Below are 17,609 nucleotides of genomic sequence, written 5' to 3' on the forward strand. Positions count from 1 at the left end.
GCGGTCGGAGCGGGCCTTACTCGTCCGCTTCGGCCAGAGCCTTTTCGACGCGGGCCCTGGCGCCGGCCAAATGCTCCTCACAGCGCTTGGCCAACGCCTCGCCGCGCTCCCACAGGGAGAGTGACGCGTCGAGGTCCAGGCCACCTTGTTCGAGAATCTTCACGACGCTCACCAGTTCGTCGCGGGCGGCTTCGTAGCCGAGTTCGTTGATGTCGGTGTCGGTGGCGTTGCTCATTTTTCTCTTCCCATCACTGCGGCGCGAACGGCGCCGTCTGCAAGTCGAACGCGAATCTGGGTTCCGGGTGGTGCATCCTCGACCGAGCGCAGAACCTCCGGATCACCGTCGGGGACAACACGTTGCACGACGGCGTACCCGCGGGCCAACGTCGCGGCAGGGCCCAGAGTGGTGAGCCGGGCACGCAGATGCTCGATAGTTCGGGACTCCGAGTCGATCAGCCGAGTTACGTCGCGTCGTCCCGCGGCTTGGAGCCTGTCGACCTCTTCGGCGCGGCGATCCACCGCCAACAGCGGTGAGGCCATGACCGGTCGAGTACGCAACTGCTCGATCAGATGAGACTCACGCTTGACCCAGCTGCGCAGCGCCGCAGCGCTGCGGTCACGCAGATCCGAAACCAGGGCAGCTTCCGCAACCGCGTCAGGTACGACGCGTTTGGCCGCGTCAGTAGGCGTGGCCGCGCGCAGGTCGGCGACGTGGTCACTGAGCGGACTGTCCGGCTCGTGGCCGATGGCACTGACGATCGGCGTCGTACAGGCCACGATGGCGCGGCACAGCGCTTCGTCGGAGAACGGCAGAAGATCTTCGACGCTACCGCCGCCGCGAGCGAGGATGATGACGTCGACTACCGGGTTGGCGTCGAGCTCCTTCAGCGCTTCGATGATCTGGGGAACAGCAGTCGGGCCCTGCACCGCGGTGTTACGCACCGCGATGGCCACTGCGGGCCAACGACGATGGGCGACCGAGACGACGTCCTTCTCGGCAGCGCTGGCTCGGCCGGTGATGAGGCCGATCGTGCCGGGCAGAAACGGAAGCGGCCGTTTGAGTCTCGGATCGAACAAGCCCTCGGCGGCGAGCAAGGCGCGCAGTCTCTCGATACGCGCCAGCAGCTCCCCGATGCCCACGGCGCGAATCTCGGTGACGCGCAACGACACAGTTCCTCGTCCGGTGTAGAACGAGAGCTTGCCGAACATCACGACACGCGAGCCTTCGGTCAACGGCACCGGCGAATTGTGCAGCAACTGTGGTGAGCACGTGATCGAGAGCGACATGTCTGCCGACGGATCGCGCAGGACGAGAAAAGCCGTTCGGGTGCCGGGGCGTGCATTGATCTGGGTGATCTGACCTTCGACCCAGATACTGCCGAGCCGATCGATCCAGCCGGCAACCTTCGCGGAAACCGTGCGGACCGGCCACGGCTGCTCAGCGCTACTGGCGCCGGACGAACGCTGCGATGAAGCGGGGGGCGTTGCGGAAGTCACTTTGCCTTGGCTGTGGTGATGCGGTTGGCGAGCATGGTCTGGAACGGTGCGCGGGCGAGCGTCGCATTCTCGTAGTCCAGGACGGCGGTCAGCTCGTCGATGCTGAGCGTCCGGATGCGCGCACGGAGCTGTGCGAGTGTGAGGTTGGGGTAGTCGAGTTCGGTGACGATCTCGGGCTCTTCGGCAGGCTTGTCCGACGTAACTGCGGTGGATTCGGACTCGGCGCCGGGTGCGGGCTCCTCGATTGGGGCGGTCGGCTCGAGCGAGTAGAGCGCGAAGCGTCCGGCGTTGGTCGGGGTGTCAGCCGAGGTCGATCCGGTGGAAGACGATCCGGTGGAAGACGCCGAGTCAGCAGGCGCGTCGGCGTCCTCGTCGAACACTGCCCACTCGGGCTGTTCGTCCTCGGAAGACCAGTTGATCAGGGCAAACGCCTGATCGCCCTTGATAGCCAACGAGGTGATCGACTGCTGCACACGCATGCTTGTCTGAAGCATCTGGCTCACGGCGGTCATCGGCAGGGCGACGGCGGTGGTGGGCAACTTCTTTGCCTCTTCCATCGCGGTGACGGCGAGTCCCGCGGCAACGCGCGCCACGAACGGTGGTCGGATCATTCCCACAGCTTGCCGCAAAGCACCGACAATCGGTAGCCGACTTGCCTGTGACGGCCGTACTCGTTCACTTCGCACCCCTCGAACGGCGCGCGAAACGAGGTGTTCATGTTTGCCGGAGTGTCTCACGTTCGAGGTGCCAGTAGGCTGGTCACATGTCTTCGGCTGTTCCTCTCAATCTCGGTATCGCGCACTCGGCTGATTCGCCGTCCACCCGCAAGGGCAGCGCCAAGCGCGTGCTCCTCGCCGAGCCTCGCGGCTACTGCGCCGGCGTCGACCGCGCGGTCGAGACCGTCGAGAAGGCGCTCGAGAAGCACGGCGCACCCATCTACGTGCGCAAGGAGATCGTCCACAATCGCCACGTCGTCGAGACGCTTGAAGATCAGGGCGTGATCTTCGTCGACGAAACCGACGAGGTTCCCGAGGGATCGTTGCTCGTGTTCTCGGCGCACGGTGTGTCGCCGGCCGTCCACGACTCGGCTGCCGAGCGGAACTTGCGCACGATCGACGCGACGTGCCCCCTGGTGACGAAGGTGCACCAGGAAGCCAAGCGATTTGCTCGCGACGACTACGACATCCTGCTCATCGGCCACGAAGGTCACGAGGAGGTCGAAGGCACCGCAGGTGAGGCTCCCGATCACGTCACCATCGTCGACGGCCCGGATTCGGTCGACGCGGTTACGGTTCGCGACGAGTCGAAGGTCATCTGGCTTTCCCAGACCACCCTGAGCGTCGACGAGACGATGCAGACCGTCGCACGCCTGCGTGAGCGTTTCCCGAATCTGCAGGACCCGCCGTCCGACGACATTTGCTACGCCACGCAGAACCGTCAGGTCGCGGTCAAGGCGATGGCTCCCGAGTGCGATCTCGTGATCGTGGTGGGTTCGCGGAACTCGTCCAACTCGGTTCGCCTGGTCGAGGTCGCACTCGGTGCGGGCGCTGCCGCGTCGTACCTGGTCGACTACGCCCGTGAGGTCGATCTCGCGTGGCTCGAGGGAGTCCAGACAGTCGGCATCACGTCGGGTGCTTCGGTGCCCGAGGTGCTCGTGCGCGGTGTGATCGAACTTCTTGCCGAGCACGGTTACAACGACGTTCAGCCCGTCACCACAGCCAACGAGACTCTGGTGTTCGCCCTTCCCCGTGAATTGCGAGCAGCGCGCACGTCGTAGAACGACAAAAATGCGGGGCACCTTCCAGATGGAAGGTGCCCCGCATTTTTTGATTCAAGGTGCAGCTGCGTTTCAGGACTCGTCGCGATCGCGGTACCGAACTCGCGGCGGCGGATAGGCCGGAAGATCGACTCCGGGTGGGCGGCGGCGAGGGGGCAGCGGCGGCGATACGTCGTCACCCGAGGCGAAGAAGGGCTCCATCCGCTCCTCACGCCGGGGCGCAGCGGAGGGCTCGGGCGCTCGGCGGCGACCGTACGACGGGTAGTCGTCGTCTGCTGCCGGTCTGCTGTCCGGCTGAGGGCGACGCGTAGGCGGTTGATGCGTGCGATCGACCCTGGGTGGCAGTGGGCTTCTCCGGGGCGGCAGCGGGCGCTCGTCCTGGATCGGCTCGCGCCTGGGGGTGCTTCGGTAAGCGGGCTGTTCGTCCACCTCGGGGGCGCGGCGACGAGGGGGCTCGGAGACGGGTGCGTCGGTCACTCGGCGACGACGCCCGGTCTCGGGCGCGGGGTCGCGAGTGGCAGCTGGGGAGGTGTCCCGAGCCGCAGACGCTGATGTTGCCGAACGGCGGGAGCGGGTCGAGCGCGCAGGCCCGGTGGGGCGCTGATTGAGCAGAAAGTATCGGAAGCCACCGATGATCAGCACGACCACGGTTGCGGCCAACATGATCGGAAAGCGGTTGACCAACGGGTACGCGATATTGATCGCGATGTCGCGCAATGCGGTGCTGTTGTCCTTACCGATGAGCGTGTGCCCGATCGGCACCGCGGCGAAGAGCAGCAGGGGCGGTTGGGCCATCGCGGTGAACAATGCCTTGTTCGAAGCGGCAACCACGGCAAAGAGACAGCCCAGGAAGTAGAACGTCGAGAACACCGCGGTGAGCTCGCCGCCACCTCCGGTGGCATCGATCAGTACGCCGACGGCGGTGACACCGGCAGCAAGCAGGATCACTCCCCACCAGGGCAGGCCGGGGACGGTCACGATGAGCGATCGCTTGTCCAGCGGTACCCCGGAGCGAGCACGTTGGGTTGCAGACACATAACGACATTAGCGGTTCTTGCGTTGTCGGCCGTGTTTGTGCGGGTCGTGGCTGGCGCATTTATCGACGCGATGGCGCGATGGTTTCGGGTTCTTCGTCAAACGAACCGGACGGATTGTGTGCAGGGTCACCGGACGCTCGTGGGTTGGGGCACACCGTCGAAACCGTCAGCGTGGGAGATCGGTGGTGTCGGTGGGCTGCTCTACCGTCGGATTCATGAAGATTCTGCACACCTCCGATTGGCACATAGGTCGCACCTTTCACGGCGTCGATCTGTTGGCCGATCAGGCGAGTGTGCTCGGTTCCATCGCAGATTCCGTCCGCGAACACGGCGTCGACGTCGTGGTCGTGCCGGGGGACATCTACGACCGCTCGATTCCCAGTTCTGATGCGGTCACCGTGTGTAATCGAGGCTTCGAGGCAATTCGGGCGGCCGGGGCGGTCATCGTCGCGACGTCCGGTAATCACGATTCCGCGGTGCGGCTCGGGGCCGGGGCATCCTTTGCCGCTGCCGGCGGATTGCACTTGATCACCCGCGTCGGCCAGATCGGTACTCCGGTGATGCTGAGCGATCAGTTCGGGCCTGTCGCGTTTTACGGGATTCCGTATCTCGAGCCGGAGATCACGCGCCTCGAGTTGGACGTGCCCCGGGCTCGTACTCATTCCGACATCCTCGGAGCGGCAATGTCGCGTGTTCGGCGAGATCTCGCCGAGCGAACGGCGGTCGACCCGTCTACTCGATCGGTATTGCTCGCTCATGCCTTTGTCGTGGGCGGTGAGGCCTCGGAATCGGAACGCTCCATTTCGGTCGGCGGAGTGGAGACCGTCGCAGTGGGCGAGTTCGACGGCGTCGACTACGTCGCCCTCGGACACCTGCATTCTCCGCAGATGCTCTCGGAGAGTGTTCGATACTCGGGTTCACCGTTGCCGTATTCGTTCGGTGAGCGCAGCCACCGCAAGGCTGCGCTCCTGATCGAGCTCGACGCAACCGGTCTGTCATCGGTGCAGCGCCTCGATCTCCCGGTGATTCGGGGTCTGAGCCAGGTGGCTGGAACGCTCGAGGAACTTCTCACCGAGTCGAGGTATGCCGATTCCGAGCAGTGCTATCTCTCCGCATTGCTTACCGACCCGGCCCGTCCCGTCGATGCCATGCGGCAGCTCCAGGCCCGTTTTCCCTTTGCCGTTCATCTCGAATGGCAAAGGCCGGAAGGACAATCGGATCTCAAGTACCGCGATGCGGTACGGGGTCGAACCGACATGGAGATCGCCCGCGGTTTTGTCTCGGCAGTGCGTAGTGACCCGTCCGAGCGCGAGGTCACGTTGATGGCCGAAGCGCTCAGCGCTGCCGCGCGCGCCGAGGAGTCCACGGTCGAACTGGGTGAAACCGCGTGAGACTGCACAAACTCGAAGTCAGCTCTTTCGGGCCATTTGCCGACACGGTCGAGGTCGACTTCGACCGTTTGGGTGCAGACGGGCTGTTCCTCCTTCACGGCGACACCGGGGCAGGCAAGACCACGATCCTCGACGCGGTTGCGTTTGCGCTGTACGGGCGAGTGCCGGGTGCGCGCAACGAGGGCAAGCGATTGCTGTCCGATCACGCGCCCGCCGGCTCGGTGCCGCGCGTGGAACTGGAGGCGACCATCAGTGGTCGCAGAATCAAACTTGTTCGCAGTCCTGAGTATTCGCGTCCGAAGAAGCGCGGGACCGGTTCGATCACCGAGAATGCCAAGGCCACACTGACGTGGTTGGACGGCCACGGCGAAAACCTCTCGCGCATCCCTGACATCGGTGACGAGATCAATCGCCTCATAGGCATGAGCGCTGATCAGTTCTTCCAGGTGGTGCTCTTGCCGCAGGGTGAGTTCGCCAAATTTCTACGTGCCGAAAGCGACGAGCGAGGCAAACTGCTCGAGCGGCTGTTCGACACCAAACGTTTCGTCTCCGTGGAGGCATGGTTCGACGCCAAACGGAAGGCAAGTGCCACCGCACTCGCGGCCAGGGAGCAATCCGTGCGACTGCTGCTTGCCAAGGTCGAGACTGCCGCTGGGCTGGAGGTAGGCGCCGAAGCACACCCACTGGAATGGTCGCGCAAACTCCTCGCCGAGGCTCAGGACACCCGCGACGCAAGTCTCGCGGAGCTGGTGACCGCGAAAGATGCAGCAGCCGAGGCCAATCGAATTTTTGCGGCGGCGCAGCGAACCGCCGACCTGGTCGCTCGCCGCAATCGTGCAACCGGTGAACTCGCGGCATTCAACACCGGCGCCGCGCACCGATCTGCGATCGCCGCCGAACTCGAGACTGCCAAGCGCGCACTGCCGGTGGCCACCATCGCCGGCGACGTAGAAGCTGCCAGCGTGGCCCTTGCCGCATCGCTCGAATCGATGAACACCGCGATGTCGACCTACACCGCACTCGGCGGGCCGGACATTTTCGAGCCGGAAGTGTGGCCGCCCACCGGCGATGAGCGTCAACGCGTCGTAGCTCGAATCCGGACGTGGCGTGACGAGATCGTTCGGCTGGACGCGCTGGCGGAGGACGCTCGCAGTGCCGATGCGACAGAAGCCGAGATCGAGAAACTCGGAGTTCGGCGAAACTCCCTGTCCGAGCGCCTCGATGCCATTGTGCGTGAACGGACTCAACTGCCAGAGCTGGTGCGCGCGGCCGGCCAACGACTGGACGAAGCGCAACGCGCGCATGCCACCCTGCCCGGCCTCGAGGCTGCACTCGCGAAGGCGTCGGATGCTGCGACAGCGGCCCATGAAAGCGTTTCTCTGCGTGCGCAAGCCGAGAAGATTCGTGTGCAGGTGTTAGATGCACGTGACGCGCATCAGGGTGCTCGTGGGCGCTGGCTCGATCTTGTGCAGAAGCGTATCGAGGGCATGGCAGCGGAGTTGGCGAGTTCACTCGCGCCCGGTGATGCATGCCAGGTGTGTGGTTCGCGTGAACACCCTGCGTTGGCGCAGTCGGATGTCGTCACGGTCACCGAGCTCGATCTCGAGACCGCGTCGGCAGCCGAGCGCGCAGCCGAGAAAGCTCTGAGCAAAATCGTCGACCGTCAGGGAACCGTCGAGCGTGACATCGATCGGGTGATTGCGCGCGGCGGCGACGGTGATGTCGAAGAACTCGACAGGCTTCGCGCTGCGGCGCAGAACTCCGTCGACGAGGCAACGCGGGCTTCCGGGCAGGTAGAAGCGCTGGCCGAAAAGCTCGCGCAACTCAACGAGCGTGACGGCGAGCTGCAACAGGAATCCGCTTCTCTGACGGCCGAATTGGCGGTACTGACCGAGCGCATCTCGGCTCTGTCGGCCACGGTCGAGCAGATTCGGGCGGCGATCGTTGCTGCGGTGGGAGACGATTCGTCCATCGCGGCTCGGCGCTCGCGGTTCGAAGGGCTGGCGTCCGCTGCCACGTCTGCGTCCGAAGCGCGGGATCATGCCGTCCGTGCGCAGGTGCGATCGGCAGAATTGTCGACCAAGCTGGCCGATGCGGCGGCCACTGCCGGATTCGATTCGGTCGACGCTGCCATCGAGGGCGTCCGCTCGCCTGCCAGAATCGCGGCGATCGAAACGGAACTCGCCAAAGCGCGTGACCTCGAGGTGGCCGCTCGGACAGTCCTCGACGATCCTGACGTCGTCGCGGTAGGCGCGGTCGAGACCGTCGACGTGGACGGTCCTCGTGAGCGCGCTCTTCAGTGCGCAGAAGTAGTGAACTTGGCTGTTGCGGCCGCATCCCTGGCAGAGAACCGTGTGTCGGATCTCGAACGGTTCAGTGGACAACTCGAGAAGGCATACGAAGCGGTTGCGCCCGAGCGGGAACTGCACGACGAACTCGCTGCCCTCGCCGACGTGATCGCCGGCAAAGGCCAGAACAGTCGCAAGATGTCGCTGCGCGCCTACGTACTTGCCTCGCGGCTGGAAGAGATTGCCGTGTCGGCATCGGTTCGGCTGCAGCGGATGTCCGGGGGACGATACGAATTCGTCCACAGTGACGAGGCCGGAACTCGGGGTCGCCGCGGCGGTCTGGGACTCGACATCCGTGACGACTTCACGGGCGTCGTGCGCTCGGCGAAGACGCTCTCCGGCGGTGAATCGTTCTTGGCATCATTGTCTTTGGCGCTCGGACTCGCCGATGTAGTTGCCGCGGAGTCCGGTGGAATCGTTCTCGACACGATGTTCATCGACGAAGGATTCGGAACGCTCGACGCGGACACCCTGGACTCGGTGATGGCTGTGCTGGACGAGCTCCGTGATGGTGGACGCGTGGTGGGAATCGTCAGTCACGTGGACGAGATGCGGCAGCGAATCCCGAGTCGCCTGCACGTCATTCGGGGACGTGCAGGCTCCTCGGTGATGGTGATCGCGGGCTGATCAGGCCTTTTCGTTCTCTACCTCTGACTCGGCTTCGTCATCCTGCTCTTCGAGGACGTCCGAGGCGTCGCCGGCAGGCATCGGCTCGTTGTCACTTGCGCGTTCGTCGATCTGCTCGCCGATGTACCGGATGACCACCGCAGCCACGGCGGCGACCGGTACTGCCAGGAAAGCGCCGACAATGCCGTACAACGAGCTACCGGCAGCCACGGCAAGCAGCACGATGACGGCGTGGAGTTTCATCGACTTGCTCTGCAGTACAGGCTGAAGGACGTTTCCTTCGATCTGCTGAACCGCCAGGATGATGATGAGCACGATGATGGCGGTGGTGAGACCGTTGGCCACCAGGGCAACCAAGACCGCGAGGGCGCCCGCGACAAACGCACCGACGATCGGGATGAAGCCACCGATGAACGTGAGAATTGCCAGCACCGGTGCCAACGGGACGCCGAGGATCAGCAATCCGGCACCGATGAAGACCGCGTCGATCAAGCTCACCAGCGCTTGAGTCCTGATGAATCCGCCGAGCGTGTCCCACATGCGAGTGAGGACCTCTTCGAGGTGCCTACCGGCACGGCCGCCGCCGACAGCGTGCAGCCACGGGATGAACCTCGGTCCGTCCTTGATGAAGAAGAACGCGAGAATCAGGACCAAACCGAGCGTGACCAACAACGAGCTTGCCGTGCTCACACCGCTGAAAACGCCTGAAGCGATAGCAGTTCCACTTTCCTGCACCTTGGTGATGACGGCGTGGACAGCGTTGTCGATCTGGTCGTCCTTGAGATTCAACGGCGGACCCTGGAGCCAGTCCTGAACCTGGTTGATACCCTCGGTGGTCTTGTTCGCGAGCTCGGGGGCCTGGCTGACCACTGACGGAACGATGCCTGCGATCACTCCGGCCAGGATGCCGATCGAGAGCACCAGGGTGATGCCGGCTGCCGCGGCCGGTGGCATACCGCGCTTGATCATGCCGCGGGTCGGTGGCCACATGACTGTCGCAACAACGATCGCCAAAGCCACCGGCAGGACGATGACCCAGAGCTTTTCGATCAGCCAACCGAAAATCCAGGCACCCAGCGAAATCGACGCCAACACCAACGACCACTTCGCGAGCCACATACCCCCTTGCCCGATGATCTCGCCGCGGTCGCGCTTTCGCACCCCTGCGGACGTCCCCTTGTCTTGCTCGCTCACTGATCGTCCTTTCCGTCGGCGCAGGGATCTCCTCGCCGATGTGAGAATCCGGTGATCTAGCTGAGCTGATCGTAACGACTGCATGCGATAACTCGTGTGTTGCGCTGCAATACTGTGTTTTGAAGCATGCCGACCGGACTAACATTTCCGTCATGAGAATCGCAGCAGCAGTCGGGGCAGCAGCAATCGTCGTTCTCGGGCTCACCGCGTGTAGCACCGAGGATCAGGACAACGCACAGAACAAGATCAGCGAGGCAGTCACGAGCGGGCAACAGGCGCTCGAGACGGCGAAGCAGTCAGCCGGCAACGCCATCGATCAGGGCAAGACGGCGCTGTTCGTCGCCACGTTCCGTGGGGCATACGCACCGTTGGCGGAGAACCGCGACGACGCGGACATCGAGGAGATCTTGACGACCACGTGCACCGAGGTCGCCAACGGCACGGACGAGGCGAAGGTCAAGGCCAAGATCACCGACCTGGCCGAGAACAACGGCAACAAGCCCACCGACGAGCAGGCTGGCCACATTTACGAACTCGCGAAGGCCACCTGCCCCTGACCGGATTCAGCAGCAGCGGGCGCCTGGATTGGCGTCGGCTGCTGCGTGTCGGCGTCGCCAGAACTCCCGTTCGCTGATCACCGGTGAGTCGGCGTGGTGGCGTCGGGTGTGCTCGACGTAGCGCTGATAGTCGAGATCACCCATCACCGAGCGAACCCACCACAGCGTTCCGCGGAACGCTGTGGTGAGTTTTGCCGTCATAGTCGCCGTCGTCATGGTCAGTGCCCACCTCCGTGCGCGGCTCCGGGCGCGCGGACCTTCCCGGCTTTGATCAGCTCGTCCCATTCCTTCTGGATTTCCTTCTCGGCGGGCGTCGGAATGAAGCTGGCGGGACCGAAGATCTTCGACGGTTCTTCCGGGGACTCGGTGGTCGGCAGACCGCCGGCTCGGATTGCCTTGGCGCATACGATGATCCCGGCGATGACGACGACAATCACCAGTGACGCGAAGACGATCGACAGCGTGCCCTGGATGAAGGTGTTGCGGATGACGGCATCGATGGCCTCCGGAGTCTTCGCGGAACCGTGCGCCGTCTCACCGGCAGCCTTCGCATCCTTGAACACGTTGTGCTGAGCCCAGTAACCGATCGCGGGGTTGTCGGAGAAGATCTTCTGGTACGACGCGGTCATGGTCACGACCAGGTCCCAGACCAGCGGCACGCCGGGAATCCAGGCCCATTTGAACAGGCCCTTCTTCATGACGATCGTCATGACCACCGTCAGTGCGATCGCGGCGAGTAGCTGGTTGGCGATGCCGAAGAGTGGGAAGAGCGTGTTGATTCCGCCGAGCGGATCGGTGACACCCATGAGCAGGATCGCGCCCCACGCAGCGACCACGATCAGCGAGCACAGCCACGCGCCGATGCGCCACGACGGGTCCTTGAACTTCTTTGCCGGACCGCCGAAGTTGCCGAGCGAGTCTGAGAGCATGAACCGAGCGACGCGCGTGCCGGCATCGATCGTGGTGAGGATGAAGAGCGCCTCGAACATGATCGCGAAGTGGTACCAGAACGATTTCAGCGAGTCACCGCCGAACACGTCGCTGAGCACTTCGGACATGCCGAATGCGAGCGTCGGGGCACCGCCGGTTCTCGAGATGATCGATTCTTCGCCGACGGCCTCGGCTGCCTGAGTCAGCACGTCCGGTGTGATGGGTGCGGTGCCGAGGGGCAGGTTGTTGACGTACTCGGCTGCGGTTTCGGGGGTACCGCCGGTCAGCGCCGCGGGAGCGTTGAGTGCGAAGTACAGATGCTGATCGAGGATGCAGGCGGTGACCAGAGCCATGATCGCAACAAATGATTCGGTCAGCATGCCGCCGTACCCGATCATCTTGGTCTGGCTTTCTTTTTCGAGCAGCTTCGGTGTCGTGCCCGAGGCGATCAGCGCGTGGAATCCCGAGAGAGCGCCACAGGCAATGGTGATGAACAGGAACGGGAACAGTGAACCGGCAAAGGCCGGGCCTTCGCCGTTGGAGGCGAACGGCGTCACTGCCGGCATGTTCAGCGCGGGTCGTGCGACCAGAATTCCGATGGCCAGCAGTGCGATGGTGCCGACCTTCATGAACGTCGACAAATAGTCACGCGGCGCCAGGAGCAGCCACACCGGCAGCACCGAAGCGGCAAATCCGTACGCGATCATCAGCCACGCGATGGTGACCTTGGAGAGCGTGAACCAGTCTGCACCCCAACCGGTATCGGCAACCCAACCACCGGAGACGATGGCCAGCAGGAGGAGGACGACGCCGATCAGGGAGACCTCGGAGACCTTGCCCGGGCGTAGATACCGTAGGTACACGCCCATGAACAGGGCGATAGGGATGGTCATCGCGATCGAGAACACTCCCCACGGGGACTCGGCGAGCGCATTGACGACGACGAGGCCCAGCACCGCGATAAGGATGATCATGATGACGAACACACCGATCAATGCGGCGACACCGCCGACGAGGCCGAGTTCCTCGCGGGCCATCTGACCGAGGCTGCGCCCGCGTCGCTTGGACGAGATCCACAGGACCATGAAGTCCTGCACCGCCCCGGCGAACACGACGCCGACGATGATCCAGATCGTTCCCGGCAGATATCCCATCTGCGCGGCCAAGACAGGCCCGACCAGTGGACCGGCACCGGCGATTGCCGCGAAGTGGTGACCGAACAGCACCCGACGATCGGTCGGCATGTAGTCGGCGCCGTTCTCCATGATCTCGGCGGGAGTGGCGACGTCGTCGCGGGGTTTGACGATTTTGCGTTCGATCAACCGGGCATAGAAACGGTAGGCAATCAGATAGGTACAGATTGCGGCCAACACGAACCACACGGCACTGATGTGTTCACTGCGGACAATCGCGATCATGTACCAGGCGCCCGCGCCGACCAGTCCGAGAACGAGAAAGACGACGCGCGCAGTCGTGGAAATGGGTGTTTTGTCGATGACACCGACAGGTGGCAGGTCAGGATCGGTTTTCAGGTACTCGACATTTGGTTCCGGCGCAGTCGTCAAGCTCATCGTCGAACTCCGTCCACTAGTGCACGTGTGGCCGCCGTCACAGCGGACCATCTGTCACTGTAGGACCAGAAGGGCGAATCCGCGCGATCTGAGGCGCGGGAGTCGACCGGCGTCAGAATCGGTGAGCGTCGGCGTCGATCCAATCGGTGAGCCAGCTCTGCGGCGGGGACTCGAGCAGTTCTCCCGGCATCAGCCAGTCGAACAGGTCGGCATAGGTTCGGGTGGTGAGACCGTCGACGCGGCGGTTGAGCATTCCCGGTTGCAGTTGGTCGAAGGAATCGATGCCCATCGACGCGATCATCTGTTGAGCGCTGGCGACAGTTGCCTTCTGGAAGCGGTAGACGCGCTCGCTCTTGTCGGGGATGTCGAGTGCGCGGGTGCGTGCCGGATCCTGAGTGGCAACGCCGACCGGGCAGCGGTTGGTGTGGCACATCTGGGCCTGAATGCAGCCCACTGCGAACATCATTGCGCGAGCCGCCATCGTGAAGTCTGCGCCCTGGATGATGCGTTTGACGATGTCGGAACCGCTCGCCACCTTTCCGGAGGCGCCGACTTTCACGAGGGGGCGCAGACCAGTTCCCACCAAGGCGTTGTGCACCAGCATCAGGCCCTCGGTCAACGGCATGCCCATGTGGTCCTCGAACTCCACCGGACCTGCGCCGGTGCCGCCTTCGGAACCGTCGACGATGATGAAGTCGGGCGTGATGCCGCGCTCGATCATCGCTTTGCAGATGCCGAGGAATTCACGACGCGAGCCGACACACAGTTTCATCCCGACCGGCTTGCCTCCCGACAGTTTTCGCAGGGTCGCGATGAAATCGACCAGTTCGACCGGGGTGTTGAACGCGGTGTGCGAGGGTGGTGAGATCACGGTCTGGCCGACGGGTACCCCTCGGGTTTCGGCGATTTCGGGGGAGACCTTGACTCCGGGAAGCACGCCACCCAAGCCGGGTTTGGCACCTTGTGAGAGCTTGACCGAAATTGCTTTCACTTGATCGGAGCCGGCGCGCTCGGCAAAACGGTCAGGATCGAATCGGCCGTCCTCGGTTCGGCATCCGAAGTATCCCGAGGCGATTTCCCAGATCAGATCGCCACCGTGTTTGCGGTGATACGGACTGATCGCGCCCTCTCCGGTGTCGTGGGCGAAGCCGCCTTTCGCGGCGCCGGCATTGAGGGCCTCGATTGCGTTGGCGGACAACGATCCAAAGCTCATCGCGGAGACGTTCAGGAGAGCGATGTCGTACGGCTTCGTGCAATCGCGTCCGCCGAGGCGAACTCGCGGAACCGTGTCGGGGGCAGTCCGTGCTCGAATCGAATGCGTCATGAACTCATAGCCGATCGCATTGACGTCACGCTCGGTTCCGAAGGGCTCTTCCGCCAGTGTCCCCTTGGCGCGCTCGTAAACCAGATCTCGCGTTTCCCGATCGAATGGCATTCCGTCGGTGGATGATTCGACGAAGTATTGTTGGATCTCCGGTCGAATCTTCTCGAGCAGGAATCGCGCGTGCCCCAAGACCGGATAGTTACGGAGGATGCTGTGGGACCTCTGAGTGAGGTCGTAGGTGCCCATGGCCGCCAGCGCGAGAGTGACGACAGCGATCACCCACCATCCGGGCGAGACGAAAATTGCGAGGGCGGCAGAGCCGAGACCCACCATCCATATCAAGAGCACGATCAGCATCCGAGTCACCTCGAGAGCGTAGGCGCTCACTGTGACACGGCAGCGGTAAGTCTCCACTAGGTTCTGCGTTAGAGAACCGAATCCGACTCTTTGGGGGAATGATGACCGAACCGCAATATCCGACCGACCCGCAGGATCCGAAGGAGCAGCAATATCCGTCGGGCCAGCAGTATTCAGCCGGGCAGCAATATTCAGCAGGCCAGGAGTATCCGGGCCAGCAGTACCCGACTGACCCGCAGTATTCAGCGGGGCAGCAGTACCCGGCCGGTCAGCAGTACAGCGCGGCCCAGCAGTACGGCGCTGCTCCCACGTACGCGGCGCCGCAGTACGGTCCGCCGAAGTCCAACGCCGGGTGGGCCGTCGCGTCGATTCTTTTCTTCTGGCCTATCGCGTTCGCCGCGTTCAACCACCTTCACGACATCTACCCGAAGTGGGCGATGGGCGATCACCAGGGCGCGCAGTACGCATCCGAGCGGGTGAAGAAGCTCGGGCAGATCTCGCTCCTGATAGCCGTCATTTGCTGGGTGCTGTTCATCGCGTTTTACGTGATCTTCCTGGTTGCGATCGTGTCGTCCGTGGACTCGTATACCTACAACTGATCACCTGCGGCGACGTGACGGTGGGGCGAGTACCCGTCGCGTCGCCGCGAGGCCGTAGAATCCACAGACCGTGAGCCTTACCCTCGGAATCGTCGGACTGCCCAACGTCGGCAAGTCCACCCTTTTCAATGCACTGACCAACAACGACGTGTTGGCAGCGAACTACCCGTTCGCGACCATCGAACCAAACGTCGGCCTGGTCGAGCTGCCCGATCCGCGGCTGCAGAAGCTCGCCGAGATCTTCGGCTCCGAGCGCATCCTCCCCGCGACCGTGTCGTTCGTCGACATCGCCGGAATCGTCAAGGGTGCCTCCGAGGGCGCAGGCCTGGGTAACAAGTTCCTGGCCAACATCCGTGAAGCTGACGCCATCTGCCAGGTAGTGCGCGTCTTCGCCGACGACGACGTCATCCACGTCGACGGCAAGGTCGACCCGGCCTCGGACATCGAGGTCATCGAGACCGAGCTCGTGATCGCCGACATGCAGACTCTCGAGAAGGCTCTCCCGCGTCTGGACAAGGAAGCTCGCAAGAACAAGGAGCTCAAGCCGGCCCACGACGAGGCACTCAAGGCTCAGGCCTTTCTCAACGAGGGCACGACGCTCTTCAGCGTCAAGGACAAGCTCGACTTCTCGTTGCTGCGCGAGCTGAGCCTGCTCACCACCAAGCCTTTCCTGTACGTCTTCAACGCCGACGAGTCGGTGCTCACCGACGCAGCGAAGGTTGCGGAATTGCGCGCTTCCGTCGCACCGGCCGATGCCGTGTTCCTCGACGCGAAGGTCGAGCAGGAACTGCTCGAGCTGGACGAGGAAGATCGCCAGGAAATGCTCGACTCGATCGGTCAGACCGAGCCCGGCCTGCACGCCCTCGCGCGCACCGGCTTCCACACCCTCGGACTGCAGACCTACCTGACGGCTGGTCCGAAGGAAGCTCGCGCCTGGACCATCCACAAGGGTGACACCGCGCCCCAGGCTGCCGGCGTCATTCACACCGACTTCGAGCGTGGCTTCATCAAGGCTGAAATCGTGTCCTTCGACGACCTCGTCGAGGCGGGTTCCATGGCCGCAGCCAAGGCTGCAGGCAAGGTCCGCATGGAGGGCAAGGAATACGTCATGGCCGACGGCGATGTGGTGGAGTTCCGCTTCAACGTCTAATCCGCGGCTTCTGGTCCTACCCCACTGGCATCTCGCTGAGCGTCCGACGTGTGACAAACCGCCGCGCTCTCCCCGTCAACGGGTCGGTGAATTCGAGTTCCCTCGCGAGCAATTGGAGTGGGAGGGAATGATCGTCCGGGGCGTCGGGAAGCAGGTCGGGGTATCGCCGGTCGCCCAGGATCCCGGCGCCGAGAGCTGCCAAATGCACCCGCAACTGGTGCATCCGTCCGGAGTGTGGACGTAGAACCGTGTGCAGCACAGCACGTCCGGAGGCACTCACGCCCGTCCCTCGCGCCTCGATCATGGTCTCGGAGTTAGGTTCACGGCTGTCGTCGACGAGGACCCGCAACTCGCCGCGTCGAGCTTCGATGTGGTTGCGGTAGACGAGGGGACCGTCGGATTCGGCGAACCCCGATGCATCCTGGCCCCACCGGGGCGGTCGCGCCGACACCGCCTCGTAGACCTTCGTGACCTGACGCTTCTCGAACAAAGACTGGTACGCGCCGCGCGTCGCGGGGCGAGCCGAGAACATCACCACGCCCGCGGTGCCGCGGTCGAGCCGATGGATCGGGGTCAGATCGGGGTTGTCGAGGCGGACCCGTAGGCGGACGAGCGCCGACTCGCGCAGGTAGCGCCCGCTGGGGGTGGTCGGGAGAAAATGTGGTTTGTCGATGACGACGAGGTCGTCGTCGACGTGCAGGATTTCCTCGTGGAACGGCACCGGGTCCTCTGCCGGCAACTCTCGGTAGTACCAGACGAACCGGTGCGCGCTGAGTTCTGTGCTCCGGCGGATCGAGGTGCCGTCGATATCCACGAACTCGCCGTCCTCGAACCGCCGATACAGGTTTTCGGCGTCCAGATGGTCGAACTTGGCCACGACGTACTCAGCGATTGTCGCCCACGGCCCAGAGGGCGGGATGCGTAGGCGCGTCGGGCCTACCCCGTTCTTGACGGGCAGCGGTGGGGACATGGACACGCAGGTCATCATCCCATCGACCGCTGGTCAGCGGTGATTCGGCGTGGCCTCTACGGAGACGTCCCCGCGGGGACGCGGAACCGAACTCGCAGCGGTGGTCGGCCTAGATCGTCGAGTCGAAAATCAGTAGCGCGGACGACTGGCGGGTCCGTATGGTTCGGCAGAGAAAGATCGCAGTCGAAAAGCGCTGCGGTCCATACCTTCTGTAGCTCAATTGGTGAGAGCACCCGACTGTGACTCGGGCGACGGCGGATCGTAACCGCCCAGAGGGACT

General features: G+C 63.7%; 15 protein-coding genes and 1 tRNA gene. 7 read left to right on the forward strand and 9 right to left on the reverse strand.

Translation table 11 applies throughout. The features are described 5' to 3' along the window. Nucleotides 1-16: 16 nt before the first annotated feature. Genes ACFQ6H_RS23055 through ACFQ6H_RS23065 form a run of 3 tightly spaced genes read right to left on the reverse strand, consistent with a single transcriptional unit; the run spans nucleotide 17 to nucleotide 2,108 of the window. On the reverse strand, nucleotides 17-235 hold the full coding sequence (locus ACFQ6H_RS23055; RefSeq protein ID WP_003945276.1) for an exodeoxyribonuclease VII small subunit: 219 nt from the start codon (nucleotides 233-235) through the stop codon (nucleotides 17-19). Next, nucleotides 232-1,497, reverse strand: a complete 1,266-nt coding sequence (gene xseA / locus ACFQ6H_RS23060; RefSeq protein ID WP_378632415.1) for an exodeoxyribonuclease VII large subunit — start codon at nucleotides 1,495-1,497, stop codon at nucleotides 232-234. The genes ACFQ6H_RS23055 and xseA overlap by 4 nt, the downstream gene beginning before the upstream one ends. Then, nucleotides 1,494-2,108, reverse strand: a complete 615-nt coding sequence (locus tag ACFQ6H_RS23065; protein WP_378648822.1) for a lipid droplet-associated protein — start codon at nucleotides 2,106-2,108, stop codon at nucleotides 1,494-1,496. The genes xseA and ACFQ6H_RS23065 overlap by 4 nt, the downstream gene beginning before the upstream one ends. A 152-nt stretch (nucleotides 2,109-2,260) precedes the next feature. Between ACFQ6H_RS23065 and ACFQ6H_RS23070 the strand changes: the two genes are divergently transcribed. Continuing rightward, on the forward strand, nucleotides 2,261-3,274 hold the full coding sequence (locus tag ACFQ6H_RS23070; RefSeq protein ID WP_003945273.1) for a 4-hydroxy-3-methylbut-2-enyl diphosphate reductase: 1,014 nt from the start codon (nucleotides 2,261-2,263) through the stop codon (nucleotides 3,272-3,274). Between the two features lie 72 nt (nucleotides 3,275-3,346). Here ACFQ6H_RS23070 and ACFQ6H_RS23075 read toward each other — a convergent pair whose 3' ends face one another. Further along, on the reverse strand, nucleotides 3,347-4,309 hold the full coding sequence (locus ACFQ6H_RS23075; protein ID WP_378648824.1) for a DUF6542 domain-containing protein: 963 nt from the start codon (nucleotides 4,307-4,309) through the stop codon (nucleotides 3,347-3,349). Nucleotides 4,310-4,526: 217 nt separating this feature from the next. Here ACFQ6H_RS23075 and ACFQ6H_RS23080 point away from each other — a divergent pair, with 217 nt between their 5' ends. Both ACFQ6H_RS23080 and ACFQ6H_RS23085 read left to right on the forward strand, forming a co-directional pair. After that, complete coding sequence (locus tag ACFQ6H_RS23080; protein WP_378648826.1) at nucleotides 4,527-5,702, forward strand: exonuclease SbcCD subunit D; 1,176 nt, start codon at nucleotides 4,527-4,529, stop codon at nucleotides 5,700-5,702. Continuing rightward, nucleotides 5,699-8,677, forward strand: a complete 2,979-nt coding sequence (locus ACFQ6H_RS23085; RefSeq protein WP_378648828.1) for an AAA family ATPase — start codon at nucleotides 5,699-5,701, stop codon at nucleotides 8,675-8,677. The genes ACFQ6H_RS23080 and ACFQ6H_RS23085 overlap by 4 nt, the downstream gene beginning before the upstream one ends. On the opposite strand, the gene ACFQ6H_RS23090 is transcribed toward ACFQ6H_RS23085, so the two are convergent. Next, on the reverse strand, nucleotides 8,678-9,871 hold the full coding sequence (locus ACFQ6H_RS23090) for an AI-2E family transporter (protein WP_378539541.1): 1,194 nt from the start codon (nucleotides 9,869-9,871) through the stop codon (nucleotides 8,678-8,680). A gap of 152 nt (nucleotides 9,872-10,023) precedes the next feature. On the opposite strand from ACFQ6H_RS23090, the gene ACFQ6H_RS23095 reads away from it, so the two are divergent. Next, nucleotides 10,024-10,428: a hypothetical protein gene (locus tag ACFQ6H_RS23095; RefSeq protein ID WP_378539542.1), complete on the forward strand. Its 405-nt coding sequence runs from the start codon at nucleotides 10,024-10,026 to the stop codon at nucleotides 10,426-10,428. 6 nt (nucleotides 10,429-10,434) lie between these two features. Here the strand turns inward: ACFQ6H_RS23095 and ACFQ6H_RS23100 are convergent, their stop codons facing one another. The 3 genes from ACFQ6H_RS23100 to ACFQ6H_RS23110 form a co-directional block, all read right to left on the reverse strand. Further along, the gene (locus tag ACFQ6H_RS23100; RefSeq protein WP_003945213.1) at nucleotides 10,435-10,644 is read right to left on the reverse strand and encodes a YbdD/YjiX family protein; all 210 of its coding nucleotides are present in this window, start codon (nucleotides 10,642-10,644) and stop codon (nucleotides 10,435-10,437) included. Nucleotides 10,645-10,646: 2 nt separating this feature from the next. Further along, entirely contained in the window at nucleotides 10,647-12,929 is a 2,283-nt protein-coding gene (locus tag ACFQ6H_RS23105) for a carbon starvation CstA family protein (RefSeq protein ID WP_378648830.1), read from the reverse strand. 112 nt (nucleotides 12,930-13,041) lie between these two features. Continuing rightward, the gene (locus ACFQ6H_RS23110; RefSeq protein ID WP_378539335.1) at nucleotides 13,042-14,619 is read right to left on the reverse strand and encodes an FMN-binding glutamate synthase family protein; all 1,578 of its coding nucleotides are present in this window, start codon (nucleotides 14,617-14,619) and stop codon (nucleotides 13,042-13,044) included. A gap of 92 nt (nucleotides 14,620-14,711) precedes the next feature. Between ACFQ6H_RS23110 and ACFQ6H_RS23115 the strand changes: the two genes are divergently transcribed. Both ACFQ6H_RS23115 and ychF read left to right on the forward strand, forming a co-directional pair. After that, nucleotides 14,712-15,209, forward strand: a complete 498-nt coding sequence (locus ACFQ6H_RS23115; RefSeq protein WP_378648854.1) for a CD225/dispanin family protein — start codon at nucleotides 14,712-14,714, stop codon at nucleotides 15,207-15,209. Between the two features lie 70 nt (nucleotides 15,210-15,279). Continuing rightward, nucleotides 15,280-16,359 carry a redox-regulated ATPase YchF gene (ychF, locus tag ACFQ6H_RS23120; RefSeq protein WP_019744568.1) on the forward strand — a complete coding sequence of 360 codons (1,080 nt, stop codon included), beginning with the start codon at nucleotides 15,280-15,282 and terminating at the stop codon, nucleotides 16,357-16,359. 16 nt (nucleotides 16,360-16,375) lie between these two features. Here the strand turns inward: ychF and ACFQ6H_RS23125 are convergent, their stop codons facing one another. Further along, nucleotides 16,376-17,347, reverse strand: a complete 972-nt coding sequence (locus tag ACFQ6H_RS23125; RefSeq protein WP_378648832.1) for a pseudouridine synthase — start codon at nucleotides 17,345-17,347, stop codon at nucleotides 16,376-16,378. Between the two features lie 187 nt (nucleotides 17,348-17,534). Here ACFQ6H_RS23125 and ACFQ6H_RS23130 point away from each other — a divergent pair. Then, a tRNA-His gene (locus ACFQ6H_RS23130) sits at nucleotides 17,535-17,607 on the forward strand. Nucleotides 17,608-17,609 lie beyond the last annotated feature (2 nt).

The organism is Rhodococcus sp. NPDC056506, assembly GCF_042794945.1.
In the GTDB taxonomy this organism is placed as follows: Bacteria; Actinomycetota; Actinomycetes; order Mycobacteriales; family Mycobacteriaceae; genus Rhodococcus_F.

What these genes read in the sequence shown, in the direction of transcription:
- ACFQ6H_RS23055 (WP_003945276.1), bottom strand. Translation starts at nt 235, where the DNA reads ATGAGCAACGCCACCGACACCGACATCAACGAACTCGGCTACGAAGCC.
- ACFQ6H_RS23065 (WP_378648822.1), bottom strand. Translation starts at nt 2,108, where the DNA reads ATGATCCGACCACCGTTCGTGGCGCGCGTTGCCGCGGGACTCGCCGTC.
- ACFQ6H_RS23070 (WP_003945273.1), top strand. Translation starts at nt 2,261, where the DNA reads ATGTCTTCGGCTGTTCCTCTCAATCTCGGTATCGCGCACTCGGCTGAT.
- ACFQ6H_RS23080 (WP_378648826.1), top strand. Translation starts at nt 4,527, where the DNA reads ATGAAGATTCTGCACACCTCCGATTGGCACATAGGTCGCACCTTTCAC.
- ACFQ6H_RS23095 (WP_378539542.1), top strand. Translation starts at nt 10,024, where the DNA reads ATGAGAATCGCAGCAGCAGTCGGGGCAGCAGCAATCGTCGTTCTCGGG.
- ACFQ6H_RS23100 (WP_003945213.1), bottom strand. Translation starts at nt 10,644, where the DNA reads ATGACGACGGCGACTATGACGGCAAAACTCACCACAGCGTTCCGCGGA.
- ACFQ6H_RS23105 (WP_378648830.1), bottom strand. Translation starts at nt 12,929, where the DNA reads ATGAGCTTGACGACTGCGCCGGAACCAAATGTCGAGTACCTGAAAACC.
- ACFQ6H_RS23115 (WP_378648854.1), top strand. Translation starts at nt 14,712, where the DNA reads ATGACCGAACCGCAATATCCGACCGACCCGCAGGATCCGAAGGAGCAG.
- ACFQ6H_RS23125 (WP_378648832.1), bottom strand. Translation starts at nt 17,347, where the DNA reads ATGATGACCTGCGTGTCCATGTCCCCACCGCTGCCCGTCAAGAACGGG.